Raw genomic sequence first — 20421 nt, 5'->3', positions numbered from 1 at the left:
TCCCGGAGATGGCCGCCGCTTTTTGGTCGACGGGCGCTGTCAGAGACCGAGCTGGCGGCGTACCTCGGCGGCCACCCGACCCCCCTCGGCGCGGCCGGCCACCGCGGCCTGAGCGGCCTTCATGGCCGGGCCCATCTGCGCCTTGCCGGCGAAGCCGCCCGCGGCGAGCGCCCCCGAGACCAGCTCGGCCAGCTCCTCGTCGGAGAGCTGCCTGGGCAGGTAGCGCTCCAGCACCTCACCCTCGGCGGTCTCCTTGCCGGCCTGCTCGGCGCGCCCGGCGTCGGCGAACGCCACGGCCGCCTCGCGGCGCTTCTTCGCCTCCTTGGTCAGCACCGCGAGCACCTCGTCGTCGCTGAGCTCGCGCTTTTCCCGGCCGGCGACCTCGGCATTGCCCACGGCTGCGAGGGCCATGCGAAGCGTGGAGGTGGTCAGCTCGTCGCGCGCCTTGAGAGCGGCGCGCATGTCGGCGGTGAGACGGTCCTTCAGCGTGCTCATGGACGGTGAAACTACCCTGAACGCCATGCGAAAGCGCACACTATTCCGTCTCGCGGCCGGAACCGTCGCCGCCGGGGCGGCCACCCTCGCGTACGCGTCGCTCATCGAGCGCAACATGTTCACCCTGCGCCGGTACGACGTGCCGGTGCTCCCGACCGATGCCGAACCGCTGCGGGTGCTGCACCTTTCGGACCTGCACATGATGCCCGGACAGCAACGCAAGCAGGACTGGGTGGCCTCGTTGGCCGCGCTCGACCCGGACCTGGTGGTGGTCACCGGCGACAACATGGCCCACCCGGAGTCGGTGGCCGGCGTGCTGCGCGCGCTGCAACCGCTGCTCGACCTGCCCGGCGCGTTCGTCTTCGGCTCCAACGACTACACCGGCCCGGTCCTCAAGAACCCCTTCACCTACTTCCTGCCCGACCGGGAGTACACCGAGGGCGTGCCCCTGCCGTACGAGGAGCTGCGCGACATCCTCACCGGCGCCGGCTGGGTGGACATGAACAACGCGCGCACCTCGCTCAAGGCCGGCGGGCGGGAGATCGAACTGGTCGGCGTGGACGACCCGCACATCGAACGCGACAACTACGACGCCGTGGCCGGGCCGGTCAACCGCGACGCGGCGCTGTCGATCGCGCTGTCCCACTCCCCCGAGCCCGCGGTGCTGGACCGGATGGCGGCCGACGGCTTCGGCCTCCTGCTCGCCGGGCACACCCACGGCGGCCAGGTGTGCGTGCCCGGGTACGGCGCGCTGGTGACCAACTGCGGGCTGCCCCGCTCGATGGCGCGCGGACTGCACCGCTGGCCCGGCTCGGACTCCTGGCTGCACGTCTCCGCCGGCCTCGGCACCCACCCCACCGCCCCCATCCGCTTCGCCTGCCCGCCCGAGGCCAGCATCCTGACGCTGATCTCCCGCTGACCGCGCCGCCCGGGCGGCCGGCTCGGCCGGCTCGGCAGATCTTGGTACGTGGCCGCCCCTCGGGGGGCCGTTCCGTACCAAGATCTGCCGGGTGCGCGGGGCGGGGGGTACCGAGTTTGACCGTGCGGGCGGGTGGGCTACTATTTGTCGGCACGCCTCGGGGTGTGGCGCAGCTTGGTAGCGCGCTTCGTTCGGGACGAAGAGGTCGTCGGTTCGAATCCGGCCACCCCGACCAGGTAAGAGGGCACATTCCATCGACGGATGTGCCCTCTAGTGCATCCTGGGTGACCAACTGAGTGACTACGCCTCAGCCGTCGGCGCGAAGATGCGATCCATGACCGCCGCGCCTTGGAGCAATACCGGCCGGAGCTGATGCCGGTAGACGAGTTCCGTGACGGTCGTGCCGGAGTGGCCGCACAGGTCGGCAATGTCTTCCAGGCTCACCCCGCTGTCGGACAGCAGCGACACGAAGCTGTGCCGGAGTTCACGAGGGGTCCAGGCGGCCGGATCGAGACCAGCCAGGGTGACGACGCGGCGGAAGGCCCGGCGGACGTTGGCCGCGTCAAGGGCGGTGCCGACAGTCGAGGCGAAGACCAGTCCGAGCGGTTGCCAGTCCTTGCCGGCACTCTGGCGCTCCTGGTCCTGACGCTGGCGATGACGGGTGAGCGCGGCAACGCACCGCGCGGGTAGGGCGAGAGTGCGCCGAGACTTGCGGGTCTTGGTATCGCCGCCGTCCCGGTCAGAGCGCCACACCTGCATAGACGGCGGAACCGGCGGCACGGCGTCCGACTGCCCGTCGAGGTCGACATGGTCCCAGCGCAGCGCGCGCAGTTCTTCGGTGCGCGCACCGGTCAGCAAGGAGAGCACGACGTAGGCGTGCAAACGGGTTCCCTCAGAGGCGTCGAGGACAGCCTTTGCCTGATCCAGCGTCAGGGACTTGGAGGGCCGTCCCTCCTGGCCGCGCGGGACGGTGCACAGCGCGACGACGTTGCGCTTCACCTTGTCCCGGGCCATCGCCCGATTCACCGAGCGGTTGAGGCACCCGTAGAGGTCACGAAGTGTGCGGGTGCTGAGGGTGGTGGCCTTGTCGGCTAGCCACCGGTCGACGTCCTGGGCGCGAAGCTCGCGGAGCTTCCGAGCGCCGAGCGCGGGGATGATGTGGGTGCGGCACAGGATCTCGCACTTGGTCTTGGTGCGGTCTGATCGGCCGTTGAGTCCGTAGGCGAGCCAGTCGGTAATAGCTTCGGCGACGGTGTAGTGGTGCTCGGCGATGGCGAGCCCGTCTTCGTAGTCACGGATCTTCTCCCGCAATTTGGTGCGGGCTTCGGTCTTGGTCTTGCCGCTGCCTTTGCGCACGATGCGCTTGCCCGCCGGGGTGTAGCCGACGGTGACGGTGGCGATCCAGCGTTGCCGGGACTCGTCCCAGTGCAGGCCGCCTTCTCCTCGGGCGCGGCGGGTGGTCATCGGGTGCCTCCTTTCTGGGCTTCTTGTTCGAGTAGGTCGACGTAGGCGGTGATCGCGGCAGCGGGAATGAGGCGGGTGCGGCCTTGCCGGACGGTGCGTAGCCGACCGGAGCGGATCTGTTCGTAGATCACGGACCGGGAGAGGCTGAGTAGGCGCATCGCCTCCGGGATGCGGTAGAGCGCCTTGGCGGGTGTGTGGAGGGCGGGTGCGGTCAAACGGTGCTCCTTCCATCGGGGACAGGTTGACCGTCAAGGCTGTCTTGACGGTGGATCGGTGGCCGGTTAGGCGGCGGCGAGTAGGGCGTCTCGGGCTGCTTCGTGTCGCTCTCTGGCCATGGCGGCGGCGGTGTTGGCTAGGAGGGCGTCTCCGGTGGTGCGCCAGCCGGAACCGGCGTAGGTGAGCAGGCCGACGATCAGCGTCGTCTCTTGGTCGTCGGGTTGGTCGGCGTGTTCGTGGCCGCCCTCGGTGCGTCGCCAGATGGTGCGGGCGTCGCGCAGGATGCGGAAGGTGACGGAGTAGCGGCGGCTTTTGGTGAGGAAGTGGCCGCCGAAGCCGAGCATGTGCGCCCAGCGTCGGAGTTGTTGCCAGTCGCGGTGGCTGCCGAGGGTCCAGCAGGCGTCGATGAGCCGTTCCGGATGGGTGCCATGCTCATTCGCGTAGAGGTCGATGACCTCGCCGTCGAGACGGCGGGAGACGTGCCCGGTGGCCTCGGTCGACTTGGTGGCGTACTTGGCGAGGTAACCCGCGACCTTGCCGTCGGTGATCTCACCGTCGGCGGTGATCGCGCGCACGTCGATGCCTTTGCCGGGGTCGCCCCAGGTGATGTGCCAGCCTTCGGGCCGGTTGGGGTGGGGGCGGGTGGTGAAGGCGACGGTGGCGGCAGCGTGTTCGATCGCGGCGACCAGGTCGTCAACGCCGAGGCCGACCGGGGCGACGATGGTGTCCGGGTCGCCGGTGACGCCGTCGAGGCGGACGATGGCGTGGTAGTGCACGACCGCGCGGCGCTGCATCTCCGCGACCTTCCCGAACGACGGCTTCACCGGCGGCACCCGGCGGACCTTCCCGCTGGCGGTGACCTGAACGACCGGCGGGAGGCCGAGCTGGCGGGCGCGGCCGTTGAGGTGGCGGGTGACGGCGATGGTCGTGCGGCGCCACAACTCCGGCGCGGCATGGTTCCACACCACTTGGGCGTCGTAGTCGTAGCAGTCCAGACACAACGGCTGTCCCAGCCGGGCATCGTTTGCCTCGTGTCTGGCCCAGCACACCGTCTGCTGCCCGTGTTCGCAGGGCCGGGCGGTGGGGTCGGTGGCGCGGCGGGGGTGGCAGGGGTCGGCGCGGCAGTCGCAGCGGCGGCGGCCGGCGCAGGTGTGGCGCTTCACGACCCGGGTGTGCACGGTGCCGAACGACGGCGCGGTGAACGTCGAAAACACCGCCGGATGTCCGGCGACTGTTGCCGGGATGCCTTTGCCGCCCGAGAGCCCGGCGCGGAGGAGTTGGTAGGCGTCGCGTTGGTAGATGCGGGCGCAGGACGGGCAGACCGCGTGGCGGCGATTCCCGCACGGCTTGTAGATCTCCCCATCCGGCAGGTCGGCCGTGGCGGTGGTGGCGAGGAGTTGGCCGGTGGCCCGGTCGATGGTGGCGACCTCACCGGCCAGGCGGATGGGGTGGGAGCAGCCCGCGGCGGCTTTCACGTGGTCGAGCCAGCCGAAGTAGTCGGGGGTGGTGGCCCGGTGGAAGGCGGACTCGTCGCGGCCGGTGAACGAGCCCGCCGAGCCGACGGCGGGGGTGGGCCGGAGCCCCGGACCAAGACGAGCCTGGTCCGGGACGACGGCGATCAGGTCAGCGGCCACGGGTGCGGGCCGCCTTCATCGGGAGGTGGGTGATGTGGCCGGTGGCGAACGGGTTGGGTCCGTCGAAGATCCGGCCGAGCAGGGACGCCACAGCAGCGGGCAGGTCGGCCCGGTGGTGTTCCCACAGGTAGATGTCGCGGACGAGTTGGTAGGTCTTCGGCAGCTCGATCCCGTCACGGGCGGCGAGGATCTTCATGCGGCCGATGAGCTGGACAGGTTCCCAACCCCGGGCAAGCCGGGGTTGACGCCAGCGATACGAGACCGGGGTGGTGGTCATGCCGTCACCTCGCCTCGGCGGATGGCCGCCAGGAGTCGGCAGGCCAGGTTCACCGCCGTCTGTTCGTTTCGGTCGGAGCCCCAGATCCGGCGGGTGGTGGCGAGTTCGGCGCGGACGTCGGCCGAACGGTCGTAGCGGGTCTTGTCGCAGTAGGCGACGTTGGCCGCCCGCGATTCGGCGTCGAGCCGGTACACACCGGCCAGGCCGAGCCGGGCGATACCGGCAACCGCGAGAGCCTTGAGCTGATCAGCGGTCAGAGCGTGTGCCTTGGCCGGGATACCGGCGGCGTGGATAGCCACGGCGAGTTCACCGTTGGTCAAGCCGTCCAAACGGACGACAGCAGCCGACGCTCGGCGAGGCTGCGGGGACATGAGCGGACGGACCGGCGTGATGGTCATCGCGGCCTCACCACAACTCTGCGGTGTAGTCCGCCTCGACCACGGCCCAACCGGGCAGGCCGAACAGCCGGCCCAGCAGCTCCTCGTAGAACGCAGACGCCGTAACGGTGCCGCTCTCCCAGCGGCACAGATTGCGCTTGAAGGTGGGCCACTCCGGCAGCCGCACGCCCTCGCTGGCGGCGACCCTGCACAGACGGCGGAACACCTCCTGCTGCGACCAGCCCCGAGACTGACGCAGCTTCTTCCACGGCCAGGTGAACTGACGGGTAGCAGAAGCAGGAGTGGTGGCGTTCGTGGTGAGCACGGACAAGGCATCCAGCAACGCAGTGCGATCAAGCACCGCAGGCAGGTTCAGCGCCTCCCCAGGGGCCAGCGCGTCCCGAAGCGTCGCCAACGCAGACAGCAAGCGAGCATCAGACAACGCCGAAGAATGACCCGAGGCGCAGACAGCAGGGTGAACGGTAGGCTGGACAGGCATCGTGTTGGTCCTTTCGCAGAGGGAACCGATGCACCTGGCCTCAGCGGGTAGCCGCCCGCTGGGGCCTCTTGTTGTCAGGTTGTACCAACAACAACGCCTGTCTATCAGTCCGATGGTGCACGGGTCAAGGGGTTGTTAGCGTGTAGGTACAACTCCCGTTAGGAAGTGCCATGACCCTCAACCCGGCCGACTCTCGGCCGCTCTATCAGCAACTCGCATCGATGCTCAGGCAGCAGATCCAGAGCGGCGAGCTTGCACCGGGTGACCGGTTCCCCACCGAAGGCGAGCTTTCCGACCACTACGGCATCAGCCGAAACACCGTGCGTCTCGCCTTGGACGTCCTCCGCAATGAAGGGCTGATCGTGTCCCGACGCGGACGCGGCAGCTTCGTGCGCTCCGAGCCGCCCATGCGCTACTACGCCTCACTCACTGGCTCCCGTCGCAAGCGGCTGGAGGCCGACCGGCGACGAGACACCTTCAGCCAGCAGATCGAAGCCCAGGGCAAGACGCCTCGACAGGTCAGCACCGTCGAGGTTGTGCCCGCGAGCGACGAGATTGCCTCACACTTGCGACTCCGGCCCGGCGATCCCGTGGGTGTGCGGCGAAGGGTCATGTACGCCGACGATCAGCCGCTACAACTCGGCGACAGCTACTACCCGCTGAACATCGTGCGAGACAGCAAGATCATGAACCCGGCCGACATCGTCGAAGGCACGGATCAAGTGCTCGAAGACTTGGGCCACATCCCGACGCGCTATGAGGACGAGATCACCTGGCGGATGCCGAGCGCGGACGAGGCCACGAAGCTTCACCTCGGTCCGGCAACGCCAGTCGGCCGACTCTTGCGAACCAGCTTCGACCAGGAGGACCGGCCGATCGAGGTGTACCAAGTGATCCTGCCCGGAGACCGTCACGTCCTGCTCTACGAGGTCGACGCCGAATGAAGCCAACACCCGTGACATTGACGGGCCGCCTGATCCGACTCGAACCGCTCGGACCGCAGCACGCCGCCGATCTGCTGGCAGCCGCAGCGCACGACGAAATCTGGACGCACCTCGACGAGCCCACACCTCGCACCAGCGAGGCGATCAACGCCTTCATCAGCGACGCCCTACGGGATCAAGAACGCGGGCAACGACTCCCATTCGCCGTGGTGGACCTGCACAGCGGGAAGGCGATCGGAAGCACGAGCTACATCGACATCCGCCCGAACGATCGCACGCTAGAGATCGGCTGGACCTGGCTCACACCCAGCTCCTGGGGAACCGGTGCCAACACCGAAGCCAAGTTCCTCCTGATGCAGCACGCCTTCGAGGTGCTCGGCGTCGGACGAGTAGCGATCAAGACCGACCTACGCAACACGAGATCACAGCGCGCCATCGAACGGCTCGGAGCACACCGGGAAGGCGTGTGGCGCAACCACCGTCTACTCAGCACCGGCCGATACCGCGACAGCGTCTACTACAGCGTCATCGACTCCGAATGGCCCACCGTCCGCGACAAACTGGCACCAGCAGTCCAGTAGCCCAAAACGACCAGGCCAGCGGCCGACTGCCGACCAGGCGGTGAGAACTTTCTGTACGTCTTCAAGGCGGCCCTGAACGGGCCGCACGCGCCGCCGCCTGGGCGCGCGTCCGTCGCTGCGCTGGCGCTCCGACTCCGGCCACGCAACACGCCCGGCGGCTGGCGCGGAAGCGGGGAGCCCAAGGGGCCGCCGCAGAACGACAGGGGCGTTGACCGGTGAGGGTTGGGCCGGCAGCCGGCCGGGCCGCGCGGCCACGAGCCCGCGCGGCGTAGGGGAGCGGACGCCGGCCGCGTCGGCGAGCTGGTGGGGGTAGCGGGGTTGCGGTTACTGCGCCTCCGGCGGGGGCGCTCGGGCTCCGAGATGGTTGCAACCCCGTCGGCGGGTTGCGGTCCGTGGGTGGTTGCGCGAGCCATCCCGCCAGCCGACGACCCGGGCGAGCCGAGCAGACCACCGCCCGACCCGCCAGCGTCCGACCGTGCGTCAAGGCCGTCTTGACGTGGCGGGCCGGGCGGCGGCCCGCTCCCACGGAGGGCGGGTCGACGGCAGACGGGATGAATGATGGGCGGTGCCTGCTGGCAGCGAGGCCTCGGGGCCTGCATCCTGGTTGAGAAGAGCAGGAGGATGTCAATGCTGGCTGGTTCCGCAGACGATCGGGTGACAGCAATCTGGGCTGAGATCCGAACGAAGTTGGCAAGGTGGTTCTTTTTCGGCGTTGCTATCGCCGTGATGCCGATATTCGCAAACGCCTTGAGTGCATTGTCTCGATCTACAGATACCTCCTACGAAAACTTAGTCGGCAGGGGTGAGCTTTTGCTCGTTTCCGCTGGAATTGCCGCTGCTGGGGTTGGCGAACTGTTCGCCAGGCAGGAAACGAAGCTGAAGACTCCTCGGCTGATACTGGTAGGCGCTGGCCTCTTGCTGGTTTGCCTTACCTCTTATTGGTTCGCGGATATTGCGTCCGCAATCCAGCTCAAGCAGAGTCTTGACAATAATGCGATTGCCGCAGGATCGACGGTTCTCTTCGGCTGCACGCTCGGCACTTCTGGATGCTCAATTATTGTGTCGGAAATCAAGTGAGGGGCGGAGAGATGGCAACTGTCGTCTCGGCGATAGGCATCCTCACTTTCCTTATTGCGCTCGGGTCGACGCTCGTTGGAGTGATGAGGTGGCTTAGAGATGAGCGCGGTAAGGGCGAGGCTAGAAACTCGAATGACCCTGACGTATCCACGCAGTTTCGCAGGACCAAAGGGCCACGAGTCTTGGCGCTCGCTGCTGTACTTCTCTTTTTCTTTGCCGTGGTCGCTCCCGCGATTTGGATGAGAACAGGTGGCGGACCCCTTGCCGGTCCGCCAACCGCTTCCCCAATGCCTGCTAGCCCGTCAGCAGCCCCCACCTCCAACCCGAGCCTGCCCACTAGCGCTTGGTCTCCTATCGCAGACGAGGGATCAGGCGGGTTCGGTAGCTGGTTACTCATCCTCCTCGGAGGGCTCTTTGTCGCGGTTGGTGTCGGTACTATTGTACTGCTATATTCCCGCCGAAGAAGTGAATCAGAGAAAGAGCCGAACGCGACTCCGGACACGGATGGTGGGCGAGAAATGAATGCCACAAACTCATCCTCAATCCTTGCCAGAGGCCGCAAGGCGACGCAGTCTGCTGATAATCAAGACCCCGGCCTAGAGCGCGCCGAGGAGCATCTCCAGGCGGGTCGGATGAATGAGGCAATCTACGAGTTGGAAATCTTGAGCGAGACTAGAAGGAAGGCTCTGGGAGTAGATCACCCTGGTACGCTCACCGCCCTCCACAGCCTCGCCTTTGCATATAAAGAAGCTGGACGGCTCGAAGAAGCGATCGCGCTCTTGCAGGAACTGGCCAACTACACAAACCCTATCCTGAATAGCGCAATATCGCTGAGAGGGCGGACACCTTGGAGCGCGAACGACCCGGACAGAAGCGTATGACAACTTTCGTGCAGGTCGGGCCATAGGCTCACCTCGACAGCGCTCTGGTTTCAAGACCAGCGTCAAACGTCTACCCCCCGAGCCGGGTGACCAACTGGGTGACGATGGGCACGAGCAACCCCGGACGTCCACGGACCTCAGTGGACCGTTTAGGCACTTCAGCCCCGCCCCTGGCTCTGCTCGTAGACGACTGGCGGTTCCTTCGGGACGAAGAGGTCGTCGGTTCGAATCCGGCCACCCCGACCAGAGGTAAGTAAAGGTCAAGGCCCCTCCGCGGAGGGGCCTTGATTCGTTTCCGCCGATCATTGCTCCGTCAGAGGCAGCGAGAAGGCAGCAAACGACGCGAGCACCCTGCGATCCCGGTCCCGAGTCGAGTGCGTGTACCGGTCCAGAGTCGTGGACGTCTGCTCATGCCCCATCACCTTGGCTACATCGTTGATCGGTACCCCGTCGGAGACGAGCCAGGTCGCGTACGAGTGCCGCAGATCGTGGAACCGAAGCCCGAGGGGCAGGCCCGCGCGTTGCAGGGACGGCTTCCAGATCCGCGCCCGAAACGTTCCCCGCTTCAGCGGCTCGCCAGTCCGGGCGACGAAGATCAACCCGTCAGCGCCCGTCTCGAAGGACTGCCGATGGTCGGTCAGCGCCTGAACGACGAACGGGGGCAGCGGCACGGTCCGCCGGCCAGCTCGTGACTTCGGGTAGGGCTTGAGCGTCACATGACCGGACACCTCCTCCGCGACCCGCACCACCCGGAGGACGCTCGCGGCCAGGTCGACGGCGTCCCAGCGCAGCCCGGCGCACTCGCCCCAGCGCAAGCCAGTGCCGGCCGCGACCGCAACCAAGGCGCGATACCGATCCGGGACGACGGGGAGGAGTTGGTCGAACAGGTCCACGCGAGAGATGACCAGCTCGTCAGTCCATGCGCCGCCGAGGTGGGAGCCGAACGGCCCTCGCAGGGAGCGAACCCGATGAGCCGGTCCCGGGGCCCGCTCCACGGTGTGTGGGTCGGCGTCAGACAGTGAGGATGGTGAGGTGGTTCGCCGGATTGGTCTGACTCACCGGCAGACTGACGCTTGCTGTCCTCATCCCGACTCGTCGGCTGGCCTGGTGGCCCCGCGATCTGCATATCACCGGCCAGGCGTCGTGACCTGATAGGAGCCTGTGCGAGAGGCGCTCACCGATCCGTGCCCTACGAGTGGCCCGCCAAGGTGCAGCCAAGGCCCGCACCGCAGCGATCAATCAGATGCGCGGCTGGTCGCCGCCGCCCCAAACCCCTGCGTTCCCCGTTAACCAAGCTCAGCACCGCCGTCCTGGTCCCGGTGCGCCGCGCACACCATGAACCCGTCCGGCCACATGATCCGGAACGGGCCACCGCCGCCGCCCTGGTTGGGCTCGGCCGGCGAGCCACCGTCCTGACCGAGGAGATCACCACCCTCGACCGGCATCTGGCACCGCTGGTCCGCCAGGCTGCACCCCGCACCAGCGCCCTGTTCGGCGTCGGCACCGACGTTGCAGCCCAACTGCTCACCACCGCCGGCGACAACCCCGACCGCCTGCGATCCGAAGCCGCCCTGGCCCACCTCTGCGGCGCAGCACCCATCCCCGCCAGCTCCGGACGGGTGCGCCGCCACCGCCTCCATCGAGGAGGCGACCGCGGTGCCAACCCCGCCCTGCACACCATCGCCCTCTGCCGCCTGCGCTACGACCCACGCACCCGCGCCTACCAGCAACGACGCATCACCGAAGGCCTCAACAAACAAGAGATCCTCCGCTGCCTCAAGCGCTACATCGTCCGCGACGTCTACACCGCCCTACGCGCCGACTTCACCGCCCTCACCCCCTGACCTCCAAAGGAGCATCGGGATGGCATCAGTAGGAAGCGGCGCTCTTGCGGCGGGTTATTGAACAGCCCTTAGTCGAGGACGATCAGTAGAGGGCGGCGCTATTGATGGAGATAAAGCAGCTACACCTGCAATGACGGGGGTCACGGTGAGACCCATGAAAGCCTCACCAAAATCCCGCTTCGGAATCCCTAGCTCCTTAGAGATCCGTTCTGCGCCCCAGCCATCTTCGCGGGCCAACGCCAAGACTTGACGCAGCAACGCTGATTGCTCCTTCGGGATGCCGTTCGGTTCGCTGCTCCTAAATCCCTGCTCGCTGAGGTCAATCATCCAGCTACGATATTGCCAATCACTGATCCTCTTTAGTTGATGCAACCGCCGCACCATTGCCGTCGCGGACACACGCCAATGCGCCTTCAAGTGCATGACATCCTGCAAGGAAGGACTTCCCACGAGCTGAGGAGCCAACCCATCCGCAGGCATTAAGAAAGTGCTGGCGAAGGTGTTGGCATCTAGCTCATACTTGCGATTCCTGTTAGTTCGAGTATCTCGATGCATGCATAGGTGGCCGAGTTCGTGTGCAAGGTCGAACCGCAGCCTCTCAGCGCTCTTGGCAGTGTTGATAAAGACAAACGGGCGATCCTCGTGCCAGAAGGAGAAAGCATCAACTTCTCTATCCTCCGACGGCAGCCCCAGAACCCGAACACCCCGGCTTTCTAGGACAGCAAGCATGTCGACCACCGGGCGCGTGCCAAGACTCCACATTCGCCGTAGCGACAGAGCCGCATCGACAGGGCAAGGCTCTGCCTCTTGAATCGAGGCTGTTAGCTCCTCAAAGGAGGGCACGTCTGGATCCGGCGTTGCGTACCTGATATCAATCCAGGAAGAAAAAGCTCGCAGCATCGAAGCATGAGAAAGCACACGCCCGACCTGACGTGACGTCATGTTCGAGAACGCGCGGAAGCTCACCGCCTCTACTGGAACCTCTTCCAGGTCCTCTCCGAAGAAGAAAGACTGTGGAAACTCTAACGATTCTGCAATTCTTGCAACGGGAGGGCTTTCGACCTTTCCTGATTCCCAGTCAGTAACCGCCCTACGAGTAACACCACACAACTTCGCCAGAGCCTCCTTGGTGAGGCCCCGCCTTTCCCGTGCTAACCGGAGCCTATTGCGGTTGAACTCCGGCCGACCCTCACTTGCGGCCAACATTGACGCGCGGTGGCTCGATCTCGTCGGGCTCCATCGGCGTAACGACGGCACCCTGCAGCGAGATGTAGGGGATCAGGATTCGCTCTTTCCACAACCCAAACTTGCCATCCGCCCCAAGGGAGGTAGCCAGAGAGAGTTCAAGGTACATCCGACTCTCTCTGGCGTTCAGCATCAGGAACCATGTGTCGCACAGTTCATCACCCTGCGGAGGTTCCTTGAATTCGGGGAGGTCGAATGCCTGTTGGCCAAGGAGATTCTTCCTGATCCTCTTCGCGGTAACAGGTCCACGTCTTCTCGCAGCCTTTGGAGGACTGAATCCGCGCTCCCCGCAGTTAGCGTCACCACCTACGACCGCAATCGCAACGCTACGTTGTGCATGAAATGAAGTCTCGTAGTTGTTGGTGTAGCCCACGTCCCAACCCTGGTTGAGGGCGAGAAGTTGGGTCCGAAGCTCCGCGACGGTCTCCGCCCACATCACCTGCCCCTTGTAAGTCCTGGGATGAACCGCAGTGACCTGAGAGGAGCGATCGTGCCCCCTCCTAACGGCAGCCTCGAAGTACGTAGCCCGCAAGCCCATGCTGGCGAGCCTCGCAACAGCGGCATCACCCTCATGGATGATGCACTCCTCGTATACCGGCTCAGGCTGAACCACGGGCGTCCTCCTCGGGCCAAACTTCCTCAGAACCTACCACAGATGAGGAGCCGGAAGAGGAAGGTCAACTTGGTGCGGGTCGCAGTGCATCCTGGGCGGCCTAAGTGATCTGATCCCGCACCGTCAGTGCTTCCAGAGGTCCTCCGTGCGGAAGTACCTGGCGGTGAACTCCTCTTCCAGGGAGGCAGTGTCCGTCTCATCCGTCCACCAACCTGGCCAGACGTCGACACCGGAGGGCGTACTGATGGCCGTCAGGACGGCGGAGCACCGGTGGCAGCGCCGAGGAGCCGAGTCCCGGAACCGCCCGCCGCAGTCGCACCGTCGTAGTCGCGCTTCAAGTGCGCCCATCAGCGTGGAACGGGTGTCGTCTCGGTCAGGAAGCGCATCCGCGATGGCGATACAGGTGCTGTCGTAGTAACTGACATCCACCCGCATCGGGCAGCCGTCGCAATAGAGGAAGTAGCAGTCCAGCAGCGGTGAGTGATCGAGACGGTAAAGGCGTTCCTGGCACGCCGAACAGGTGATTTCCTCGCCGTTGAGCCAGTTGTCGTCGAGTTCGTCAGCGTGACCCACGTCATGATGATCCCACGGTCGAGGCACTGCGTACGGTCGCGCGACTCCCCAGCCCTGGTCACCGTCGCAGTAGGATCCCGGCATGCCACGGCCGGTGGTCTTCGACCTCTTCCACACCCTGGTCCACGGCGCCGACGACGAGCGGGACCGGGTGGTCGGCGAGATGGCGCTCCTTGTCGGGGTGGCTCCGGCGGCGCTCGTGGCCGCGTACCACGAGACCTGGCGGGACCGCCTCGTCCGGTGGAGCGCGGAGGAGACCGTCCGCACCCTCGCCGGACGCCTCGGCGGCACGCCGACGGACGAGCAGGTGACGCTGGCCGCCGCGCATCGGCGTGATCTCGCCCGCCGCGTGCTGAACCGCGTCCCGGCCGGCACCCTGGACGTGCTCGACACCCTGCGTGAGCGCGGGCACCGGCTGGCTCTGATCAGCAATGCCACCTCCGAGACCGCCGAGGCGTGGCCGGCCGGCCCACTTGCCCGGCGCTTCGACGTCGCGGTCTTCTCCAGCGCGGTCGGGCTGGCCAAGCCGGATCCGGCGATCTACCGCACCGCAGCGGAGCGGTTGGGCGTCGCGCCGGCGGAATGCGTCTACGTGGGTGACGGCGCGGACGGCGAGCTGGCCGGCGCGGCGGCGGTGGGCATGACGGTGCTGCGGACCACTGAACACCAGGACACCGATCCGGGCTGGGACGGTCCTGTCATCACCGGCCTCCGCGACCTGCCCGACCGCCTGGCGGAACCGACGGCCGAATAGATCGACAGGACTGCCCGAAGTCACCCCGCCACGCGGCGTTGACCCTGCTTCCTGGCAAAGTTATGCGCATGCCGCCGATGATCCGATCCCGCCTGACCGATTGGACCACCGTCGCGCCCCTGGTCGCCGTGCTCGTGCTCGTGATGACCTGGGGACGGGAGCTGCCCGGCCCGCTCATTTTCGTGGTGGCGGCCCTGCTCGCGGCGGCTGTGCTGGCGGCCGTGCACCACGCCGAGGTGGTGGCCCACAAGGTCGGTGAGCCGTACGGGTCACTCGTACTGGCGGTAGCGGTCACCGTGATCGAAGTCGGTCTGATCGTCACGCTGATGATCAGCGGTGGGGAGAAGACGCAGGCGCTGGCGCGGGACACCGTCTTCGCCGCCGTCATGATCACCTGCAACGGCATCCTCGGCCTGTCGCTGCTGCTCGGCGCGCTACGGCGGCAGGTGGCGGTGTTCAACCCGGAGGGCACCGGCGGGGCGCTGGCGACAGTGGCGACGCTCGCCACGCTCAGCATGGTGGTGCCGACGTTCACCACGAGCCGGCCGGGTCCGGAGTTCTCCCCCGCCCAGCTCGCTTTCGCGGCGGTCGCCTCGCTGGCCCTCTACCTGCTGTTCGTCATGGTGCAGACCGGCCGGCACCGCGACTACTTCCTCCCGGTCACCCAGGAGGGCAGCATCCTCGCCGAGGACAAGACCGGTGACGGGCACGCCGAGCCGCCGTCCACGCGTACCGCACTGGCCAGCCTGGCCCTGCTGGTGGTGGCGTTGGTCGCGGTGGTCGGCGACGCGAAGACGATCTCCCCGGCGATCGAGAGCGCGGTCAGCGCCGCCAACCTGCCGCAGGCGTTCGTCGGCGTGGTCATCGCGCTGCTGGTGCTGCTGCCGGAGACGCTGGCGGCGGCCCGGGCGGCTCGGCGGGACCGCGTGCAGATCAGCCTCAATCTCGCGCTCGGCTCGGCCATGGCCAGCATCGGCCTGACCATCCCGGCCATCGCGATCGCCTCGATCTGGCTGGACGGGCCGCTGCTGCTGGGTCTGGGCGGCACCCAGATGACGCTGCTGGCGCTGACCGCGGTGACGGCGGTGCTCACAGTGGTGCCGGGTCGGGCCACAGTGCTCCAGGGCGGCGTACACCTGGTGCTGCTCGCCGCGTTCGTCTTCCTGGCCGCCAGCCCGTAAGCGAGCACGCCCGCCGCCAGCCCGTAAGCAGGCACGCCCGCCGCCAGCCCGTAAGCCGCCGGGACAACAAAGCCCGTCAGTCGTGCGTCTCCGTGCGCGCCACCTCGGCGAACGCGGCGCTCAGGTACTCGGCGAACGGTCGTCCGGTGACCGCCAGCAGGTCGGCCACGAGCAGCGGCGCGTGCCGGGCGATCGCCGCCGGGTCGGGTGGGTTCTCGTCGTCACCCGGCTCGTAGACGCCGAGCGCGCCGGCCAGCAGCACCAGCAGCACGTGCGGGTCGACCTCGGGCCACCAGGACGCCGCCGACCGGACGCAGCGTTCCAGCACCTGGCGTACGTCGTCGCCGTCCAGCCCGTCCGGGTGTCCCTCCTCCAGCAGCAGCCGGACCACGCCGCCGAGCACCAGCCCGGACCGGTCGGCGGCGGCCAACCGCTCGACGGCCGGGGCGTACGCCTCGGCGTCGCGGGCCTGCGCGGCGGCCACCGCATCCGTTGCCGTCGCGGCGATCTCGCGGGCCGGTGCGGGCAGGTGCCGCCAGGTCGTCGTCACCGGGTCAGCATGGCAGAGCCCGTGTGCTCGCTCACCTTCCGGCTCGGCGCCCGCGCCGGTAAGGGGTAAACGGGTCGCGGTCGTCGTACCCGCCGAACAGAATCCCTGCCATGCTGCGCCGCGCCCTGCCCGCCCGTCCCGAAGCCCGCCGGATCCTCCTCGGCACGCTGTTCTCCGCCGTCGGGCGCGGCCTCACGCTGCCGTTCCTGTTCATCTACCTCACTGACGTACGCGGTCTGACCGACACCCGGGCCGGGCTGGTGATCGGCTGGTTCGGCGCGGTCACGCTGGCCCTCTCGCCGCTGGCCGGCACGTTCATCGACCGCTTCGGCGCGCGCCGGGTCGTGTTGCCGTGCCTGGTGATCGAGGCGATCGGCACCGGCTCGCTGGCGCTCGTCGACTCGACCGCCTCGGCGTTCGGCGTGATGACGCTGGTCGCCGTGGGCAGCTCGGCGATCTGGGCGGGGCAGAACACGATCCTCGCCTCGCTCACCGGTGACGGCGAGCGGCAGCGCGTCTTCGGGCTCAACTTCGCGCTGCTCAACCTGGGTATCGGCACCGGCGGCCTGATCTCCGGCGCGGTGGTCGACGTGGCCCGTCCGATCACCTTCGAGGTGATCTACCTGCTGGACGCGGTGAGCTACCTGACGCCGGCGCTGATCCTGCTGACGCTGCCGCACGTCGGGCGCCGGCCGGTCGCGGCCACGGGAGCGACGGCCGCCGACCGGAGGACCGGCGGCTATCTCACGGTGCTGCGGGACCGGCCGTTCCGCCGCCTCGTCATCTTCGGCCTGGTGCTCACCACCTGCGGGTACGCGCAGATCGAGGTGGGCTTCGCCGCGTACTCGGTGCGGGTGGTCGAGGTGACGCCCCGGGTGGTGGCGTGGGCACTGGCGGCGAACACCGTGATGATCGTGCTCTCCCAGCTGCTGGTGATCCGGCGGCTGGAGGGACGCAGCCGGACCGGCGCGCTGGCCGCGGTCGGCGCGGTCTTCGCCGGCGCGTGGCTGGTGCTCGGCGCGGCGGGCGTGGTGGGCAGCGGCAACGCGCTGCTCGCGGCGCTCGGCGTGGTGGCCTGCTCGGCGATCTTCGGGTTCGGCGAGACGATGCTGTCGCCGGTCATGCCCGCCCTGACGAACGCGCTGGCCACCGACGAGCTGCGCGGCCGGTACAACGCGATGAGTTCGATGATCTTCGGAATCAGCGGCGTGGTCGGCCCGGTGACCGCCGGTCCGCTGATCGGCGCGGCGCACGGTCGGGTGTGGGTGGCCGTGGTGGTGGGCGGCTGCCTGGCCGCCTCGGTGCTCGCGCTGTCGCTGCGTCCGCTGCTCACCGCCGCCCAGGACGGCCGCCTGGCGGTCGCCACGCCCTCTGAGCCAGCCCGGGTGGCCTGACCACGCGAACGGCCCCGGAGCATCGCTCCGGGGCCCGTCGTCGGTGCGGTCGGCCGTCAGCCGGCGGCCACCTCGGTGGTGGTGCGGATCCGGTCCAGCGCCGGCGGGGACACCGGCGACTTCTCGGTCAGGTACGCGGTGAAGGCGTCCAGGTCGATCTGGCCGGTCACCGCGTTGGTGCCGCCGGTCAGGACGCTGAAGCCGTCGCCGCCACCGGCGAGGAAGTTGTTCACGGTGACCCGGTAGGTGGCGGTGTCAGTCACCGGGGCGCCGTTGATGGTGAGGCTGCCCCGGACCACGCGGGTGCCGGCGCACGGCGTGCCGGCCGGCGCGGTGGTGCCGTTGACGTCCACGACGTAGTTGACTGTCGAGGACGCGTAAAGCACGCGCGCCACAGTGAACTGCTGCTCCAGCATGCAGTAGAGCTGCGCGCCGGTCAGGTCGAGCGTCACCAGGTTGTTGGCGAACGGCTGCACGGTGAACGCCTCGGCGTAGGTGACCGGGCCGGCGTCGAGGTCGGCGCGTACGCCACCGGGGTTCATGAACGCGGCGACCGCGTTCTGCTCGGTGTCGGTGGCGGCGAGCTGGGCGTCGGCGATCAGGTTGCCCAGCGGCGACTCACCGGTCTGGTACGTCGGCCTGCCGTTGGCGTCGACCCCGGTCTGGTACAGGTTCTCCTGGGTCTTGGTGATCGCGGCGGTGGTCTCGCCGACCACCCGGTCGGCCACCGGGCCGAGCGCGGTCTTGTACCGGTTGATCAGCTCGGTCGAGGCCGGGTCCTTCTCGACGTCCCGGGTGACGACCACGTTGTTCGCGGACGCGGTGACCACGTCGCGGGTACGCGGGTCGATCTTCAGGTCGATCTGGGTGACCAGGCGGCCGAACGAGCTGGCGCTGGTGACCAGCTTGCCGTTGATGTTGCAGTTGTACGCGGCGTGGGTGTGCCCGCTGACGATCACGTCGATGGACGGGTCCATCCGGTTGGCGATGTCGACGATCGGGCCGCTGAACCCGGTGCAGTCGTTGATGCCGCCGCCGTTCTGCACGCCACCCTCGTGCAGCAGCACGACGATGCTCTTGACGCCGAGCAGGCGCAGGATCTTGGCGTACTTGTTGGCGGTGTCGGCCTCGTCGGTGAACCGCAGGCCGGCGACGCCCTGCTGGCTGACGATGTTCGGGGTGCCCTCCAGGGTCATGCCGATGAAGCCGATCGGCACGCCCTTGACGATCTTGATGCCGAACGGCTGCATCAGCGGCAGGCCCGTGGAGGTCTTGAACGCGTTCGCCGAGAGGTACTTGAACTTGGCGCCACCGAACGGGGTGCCGTCGGCGCAGCCGTCCACCGGGTGGCAGCCGCCGCGCTGCATGCGCAGCAGCTCGGCCGCGCCCTCGTCGAACTCGTGGTTGCCGACGCTCGCGAACTCCAGCCCGGCGAGGTTCATCTCCTCGATGGTCGGCTCGTCGTGGAACGCGGCGGAGAGCAGCGGGGACGCGCCGATCAGGTCACCGGCGGCCACGGTGACGGTGCCCTTGCCCTGCTTCGTGGCGGCGGCGCGCATCGCCTTCAGGTGGCTGGCCAGGTATTCCGCGCCACCGGCCGGCTGGCCGTCGATGGTGCCGCTGGACCCGCTCGGCGGCTCCAGGTTGCCGTGGAAGTCGTTGATCGCGAGCAGCTGGACGTCGACCGGCTTCGGGCGCGCCTCGGCCTGGTCGGGGGTGACGGCGACAGCGGTGAACGCGGTCGCGGCGAGTGCGGCCAGGCCGACTACGGCCCGGCGTCGCATCCCGGTGACGGACATGGAACTCCTCGTGAGATACCGATGCTGGTGTCCGGGCGATGGTTCGCCCGGTGACCCTGGTCCGTGCCATGACAGGGGTCGATCGTGGGAGGCGGCAGTCGGGGGCGCCACCCCGCTCCGGGGTAGCTTCTCATCCACCGGCCCTCAGGTCGACCGGGGCGGCATTCGGAATCGTCGACGTCGTGAGCGAGCCGTACCGGTCCGCCGGACGAGTCGGACATGACGGTCTGGTGAATTTCCGCGCGACGCACGCTGTCGATGCCCGGCGTCGTGAAGGGCGCCGGCTCCCAGGGACAGGGAACCGGCGCCGACGCTCATGTCACGCGGAATTCCTTGCGCTGGCAACCGTCCTCACCGGATTCCGCACCTGGCGGACACCCATCGTGAGCCGAACGGTCGTTCACGTCCGACGGATCGACATCCGCAGCGGACTGTCCGAATTCGACCGGAGCCCCGGAGGACCGGTTCGACGGCCCGGTGAGCGTGGCGCCGACGAGCCCGCGCAGCGCCCGACGGCTCCACCGCCCGGCGACTCCCGGACGGCCCGCGAGATAGCCGACGATCCGCGTCGTGTCCCAGCCGTGCGCCTCCCGCAGACCCCGCGCCAGCATCCCGAGATAGAGCGGGGCGGGCCGGGTCCACGGCACCTCCACCGCCCGGTGCGGCGCGGTGAACGTGAGCATCGGCAGCCCGTCGCGGACACCGACCCGCAGCAGCGTCTCGTAGCGGCCCGGCCCGAGCCTCGCCCGCCCGCTCTCGGCCGCCGCGCGGATCCCGGCCAGGTCGGCGCCGAGCGGCCGGTACATCTCCTGCGCGGCGATGTCGGCGAACTGCTCGACGGTCACCAGGTAGCCGCGCGCCGCCACCCGGCCGGGCAGTTGCGGGTCGTAGAACGCCATGCCGCCGGTCCAGGCCCGCGACTCGCCCGCGAAGTAGACCCCGCCGGGGATCAGCGCGGGGACCGTCCGGCGCGGTGGCCGGCAGTCCCGGCAGCCGGGGTACGTGCGCAGTCCGCCGGGTGGGCGTCCGCCACGCAGGTACCAGTCGAGCCGGGCGGCGTGCAGGTTCGAGCCGTACGCGACGTACCAGAGCATCGGCGTCGGC

General features: G+C 68.0%; 23 protein-coding genes, 1 tRNA gene and 1 pseudogene. 10 read left to right on the top strand and 15 right to left on the bottom strand.

Annotation, left to right across the window (positions count from 1 at the left end; all coding sequences use genetic code 11):
* Nucleotides 1–39 precede the first annotated feature (39 nt).
* Nucleotides 40–495 carry a GatB/YqeY domain-containing protein gene (locus ACSDG8_RS18860; RefSeq protein WP_210894307.1) on the bottom strand — a complete coding sequence of 152 codons (456 nt, stop codon included), beginning with the start codon at nt 493–495 and terminating at the stop codon, nt 40–42.
* 25 nt (nt 496–520) lie between these two features.
* On the opposite strand from ACSDG8_RS18860, the gene ACSDG8_RS18855 reads away from it, so the two are divergent.
* On the top strand, nt 521–1414 hold the full coding sequence (locus ACSDG8_RS18855) for a metallophosphoesterase (RefSeq protein ID WP_210894309.1): 894 nt from the start codon (nt 521–523) through the stop codon (nt 1412–1414).
* A 158-nt stretch (nt 1415–1572) separates the two neighbouring features.
* Nucleotides 1573–1649: transfer RNA gene (locus tag ACSDG8_RS18850), tRNA-Pro, on the top strand.
* A gap of 65 nt (nt 1650–1714) precedes the next feature.
* On the opposite strand, the gene ACSDG8_RS18845 is transcribed toward ACSDG8_RS18850, so the two are convergent.
* The 6 genes from ACSDG8_RS18845 to ACSDG8_RS18820 form a co-directional block, all read right to left on the bottom strand.
* Complete coding sequence (locus tag ACSDG8_RS18845) at nt 1715–2878, bottom strand: site-specific integrase (RefSeq protein WP_439427117.1); 1164 nt, start codon at nt 2876–2878, stop codon at nt 1715–1717.
* Complete coding sequence (locus ACSDG8_RS18840; protein ID WP_439428064.1) at nt 2875–3036, bottom strand: excisionase family DNA-binding protein; 162 nt, start codon at nt 3034–3036, stop codon at nt 2875–2877. The genes ACSDG8_RS18845 and ACSDG8_RS18840 overlap by 4 nt, the downstream gene beginning before the upstream one ends.
* 123 nt (nt 3037–3159) lie before the next feature.
* On the bottom strand, nt 3160–4728 hold the full coding sequence (locus ACSDG8_RS18835) for a replication initiator (RefSeq protein ID WP_439427116.1): 1569 nt from the start codon (nt 4726–4728) through the stop codon (nt 3160–3162).
* A complete protein-coding gene (locus ACSDG8_RS18830) occupies nt 4718–5005 on the bottom strand; it encodes a hypothetical protein (protein ID WP_439427115.1) in 288 nt (95 codons plus the stop codon). The genes ACSDG8_RS18835 and ACSDG8_RS18830 overlap by 11 nt, the downstream gene beginning before the upstream one ends.
* Complete coding sequence (locus ACSDG8_RS18825) at nt 5002–5403, bottom strand: hypothetical protein (RefSeq protein ID WP_302905001.1); 402 nt, start codon at nt 5401–5403, stop codon at nt 5002–5004. The genes ACSDG8_RS18830 and ACSDG8_RS18825 overlap by 4 nt, the downstream gene beginning before the upstream one ends.
* A gap of 7 nt (nt 5404–5410) precedes the next feature.
* Complete coding sequence (locus ACSDG8_RS18820) at nt 5411–5809, bottom strand: helix-turn-helix domain-containing protein (RefSeq protein ID WP_439427114.1); 399 nt, start codon at nt 5807–5809, stop codon at nt 5411–5413.
* Nucleotides 5810–6051: 242 nt separating this feature from the next.
* Here ACSDG8_RS18820 and ACSDG8_RS18815 point away from each other — a divergent pair, with 242 nt between their 5' ends.
* From ACSDG8_RS18815 to ACSDG8_RS18800, 4 genes are all read left to right on the top strand, one after another.
* Nucleotides 6052–6825 (top strand): GntR family transcriptional regulator, encoded by a 774-nt coding sequence (locus ACSDG8_RS18815; RefSeq protein ID WP_439427113.1) that lies wholly within the window; start codon nt 6052–6054, stop codon nt 6823–6825.
* On the top strand, nt 6822–7406 hold the full coding sequence (locus ACSDG8_RS18810) for a GNAT family N-acetyltransferase (protein ID WP_439427112.1): 585 nt from the start codon (nt 6822–6824) through the stop codon (nt 7404–7406). Before ACSDG8_RS18815 ends, ACSDG8_RS18810 begins: the two co-directional genes overlap by 4 nt.
* Before the next feature lie 621 nt (nt 7407–8027).
* The gene (locus tag ACSDG8_RS18805; protein ID WP_439427111.1) at nt 8028–8483 is read left to right on the top strand and encodes a hypothetical protein; all 456 of its coding nucleotides are present in this window, start codon (nt 8028–8030) and stop codon (nt 8481–8483) included.
* Between the two features lie 11 nt (nt 8484–8494).
* Entirely contained in the window at nt 8495–9364 is an 870-nt protein-coding gene (locus ACSDG8_RS18800; RefSeq protein ID WP_377625135.1) for a tetratricopeptide repeat protein, read from the top strand.
* Between the two features lie 302 nt (nt 9365–9666).
* On the opposite strand, the gene ACSDG8_RS18795 is transcribed toward ACSDG8_RS18800, so the two are convergent.
* A complete protein-coding gene (locus tag ACSDG8_RS18795) occupies nt 9667–10257 on the bottom strand; it encodes a tyrosine-type recombinase/integrase (protein ID WP_439427110.1) in 591 nt (196 codons plus the stop codon).
* Nucleotides 10258–10683: 426 nt separating this feature from the next.
* On the opposite strand from ACSDG8_RS18795, the gene ACSDG8_RS18790 reads away from it, so the two are divergent.
* On the top strand, nt 10684–11208 hold the full coding sequence (locus ACSDG8_RS18790) for a transposase (protein ID WP_439427109.1): 525 nt from the start codon (nt 10684–10686) through the stop codon (nt 11206–11208).
* Between the two features lie 54 nt (nt 11209–11262).
* Here ACSDG8_RS18790 and ACSDG8_RS18785 read toward each other — a convergent pair whose 3' ends face one another.
* The 4 genes and pseudogenes from ACSDG8_RS18785 to ACSDG8_RS18770 form a co-directional block, all read right to left on the bottom strand.
* Nucleotides 11263–12174 carry an ImmA/IrrE family metallo-endopeptidase gene (locus ACSDG8_RS18785; RefSeq protein ID WP_439428063.1) on the bottom strand — a complete coding sequence of 304 codons (912 nt, stop codon included), beginning with the start codon at nt 12172–12174 and terminating at the stop codon, nt 11263–11265.
* A 126-nt stretch (nt 12175–12300) separates the two neighbouring features.
* A pseudogene (locus tag ACSDG8_RS18780) lies at nt 12301–12414 on the bottom strand (hypothetical protein); the annotation flags it as partial.
* Nucleotides 12398–13066 carry a hypothetical protein gene (locus ACSDG8_RS18775; RefSeq protein WP_439427108.1) on the bottom strand — a complete coding sequence of 223 codons (669 nt, stop codon included), beginning with the start codon at nt 13064–13066 and terminating at the stop codon, nt 12398–12400. The gene ACSDG8_RS18775 and the pseudogene ACSDG8_RS18780, both read right to left, overlap by 17 nt.
* 123 nt (nt 13067–13189) lie before the next feature.
* Nucleotides 13190–13639 carry a hypothetical protein gene (locus ACSDG8_RS18770; protein WP_439427107.1) on the bottom strand — a complete coding sequence of 150 codons (450 nt, stop codon included), beginning with the start codon at nt 13637–13639 and terminating at the stop codon, nt 13190–13192.
* 82 nt (nt 13640–13721) lie between these two features.
* Between ACSDG8_RS18770 and ACSDG8_RS18765 the strand changes: the two genes are divergently transcribed.
* Together ACSDG8_RS18765 and ACSDG8_RS18760 are read left to right on the top strand one after the other, a co-directional pair.
* A complete protein-coding gene (locus tag ACSDG8_RS18765; protein WP_439427106.1) occupies nt 13722–14393 on the top strand; it encodes an HAD family hydrolase in 672 nt (223 codons plus the stop codon).
* Nucleotides 14394–14470: 77 nt separating this feature from the next.
* Nucleotides 14471–15574, top strand: a complete 1104-nt coding sequence (locus ACSDG8_RS18760; RefSeq protein WP_210894315.1) for a calcium:proton antiporter — start codon at nt 14471–14473, stop codon at nt 15572–15574.
* A 76-nt stretch (nt 15575–15650) separates the two neighbouring features.
* Here ACSDG8_RS18760 and ACSDG8_RS18755 read toward each other — a convergent pair whose 3' ends face one another.
* The gene (locus ACSDG8_RS18755; protein ID WP_210943125.1) at nt 15651–16124 is read right to left on the bottom strand and encodes a hypothetical protein; all 474 of its coding nucleotides are present in this window, start codon (nt 16122–16124) and stop codon (nt 15651–15653) included.
* Nucleotides 16125–16234: 110 nt separating this feature from the next.
* Here ACSDG8_RS18755 and ACSDG8_RS18750 point away from each other — a divergent pair, with 110 nt between their 5' ends.
* The gene (locus ACSDG8_RS18750) at nt 16235–17518 is read left to right on the top strand and encodes an MFS transporter (RefSeq protein ID WP_210943126.1); all 1284 of its coding nucleotides are present in this window, start codon (nt 16235–16237) and stop codon (nt 17516–17518) included.
* Between the two features lie 56 nt (nt 17519–17574).
* Here ACSDG8_RS18750 and ACSDG8_RS18745 read toward each other — a convergent pair whose 3' ends face one another.
* Together ACSDG8_RS18745 and ACSDG8_RS18740 are read right to left on the bottom strand one after the other, a co-directional pair.
* Nucleotides 17575–19317 (bottom strand): bifunctional metallophosphatase/5'-nucleotidase, encoded by a 1743-nt coding sequence (locus ACSDG8_RS18745; protein ID WP_210894322.1) that lies wholly within the window; start codon nt 19315–19317, stop codon nt 17575–17577.
* A gap of 314 nt (nt 19318–19631) precedes the next feature.
* The gene (locus ACSDG8_RS18740; RefSeq protein ID WP_247678444.1) at nt 19632–20411 is read right to left on the bottom strand and encodes a histone deacetylase; all 780 of its coding nucleotides are present in this window, start codon (nt 20409–20411) and stop codon (nt 19632–19634) included.
* Nucleotides 20412–20421 lie beyond the last annotated feature (10 nt).

The sequence above is a fragment of the Micromonospora sp. LA-10 genome (assembly GCF_051853095.1).
Taxonomy (GTDB): Bacteria; Actinomycetota; Actinomycetes; order Mycobacteriales; family Micromonosporaceae; genus Micromonospora; species Micromonospora echinospora_A.
This window is presented reverse-complemented; position numbering and strand designations above follow the sequence as displayed.

Coding starts and splice junctions, on each gene's coding strand:
- ACSDG8_RS18855 (WP_210894309.1), top strand. CDS start 521: ATGCGAAAGCGCACACTATTCCGTCTCGCGGCCGGAACCGTCGCCGCC.
- ACSDG8_RS18740 (WP_247678444.1), bottom strand. CDS start 20,411: ATGCTCTGGTACGTCGCGTACGGCTCGAACCTGCACGCCGCCCGGCTC.
- ACSDG8_RS18760 (WP_210894315.1), top strand. CDS start 14,471: ATGATCCGATCCCGCCTGACCGATTGGACCACCGTCGCGCCCCTGGTC.
- ACSDG8_RS18860 (WP_210894307.1), bottom strand. CDS start 495: ATGAGCACGCTGAAGGACCGTCTCACCGCCGACATGCGCGCCGCTCTC.
- ACSDG8_RS18805 (WP_439427111.1), top strand. CDS start 8,028: ATGTCAATGCTGGCTGGTTCCGCAGACGATCGGGTGACAGCAATCTGG.
- ACSDG8_RS18840 (WP_439428064.1), bottom strand. CDS start 3,036: ATGCGCCTACTCAGCCTCTCCCGGTCCGTGATCTACGAACAGATCCGC.
- ACSDG8_RS18765 (WP_439427106.1), top strand. CDS start 13,722: ATGCCACGGCCGGTGGTCTTCGACCTCTTCCACACCCTGGTCCACGGC.
- ACSDG8_RS18810 (WP_439427112.1), top strand. CDS start 6,822: ATGAAGCCAACACCCGTGACATTGACGGGCCGCCTGATCCGACTCGAA.
- ACSDG8_RS18750 (WP_210943126.1), top strand. CDS start 16,235: ATGCTGCGCCGCGCCCTGCCCGCCCGTCCCGAAGCCCGCCGGATCCTC.
- ACSDG8_RS18815 (WP_439427113.1), top strand. CDS start 6,052: ATGACCCTCAACCCGGCCGACTCTCGGCCGCTCTATCAGCAACTCGCA.
- ACSDG8_RS18825 (WP_302905001.1), bottom strand. CDS start 5,403: ATGACCATCACGCCGGTCCGTCCGCTCATGTCCCCGCAGCCTCGCCGA.
- ACSDG8_RS18745 (WP_210894322.1), bottom strand. CDS start 19,317: ATGTCCGTCACCGGGATGCGACGCCGGGCCGTAGTCGGCCTGGCCGCA.
- ACSDG8_RS18800 (WP_377625135.1), top strand. CDS start 8,495: ATGGCAACTGTCGTCTCGGCGATAGGCATCCTCACTTTCCTTATTGCG.
- ACSDG8_RS18830 (WP_439427115.1), bottom strand. CDS start 5,005: ATGACCACCACCCCGGTCTCGTATCGCTGGCGTCAACCCCGGCTTGCC.
- ACSDG8_RS18845 (WP_439427117.1), bottom strand. CDS start 2,878: ATGACCACCCGCCGCGCCCGAGGAGAAGGCGGCCTGCACTGGGACGAG.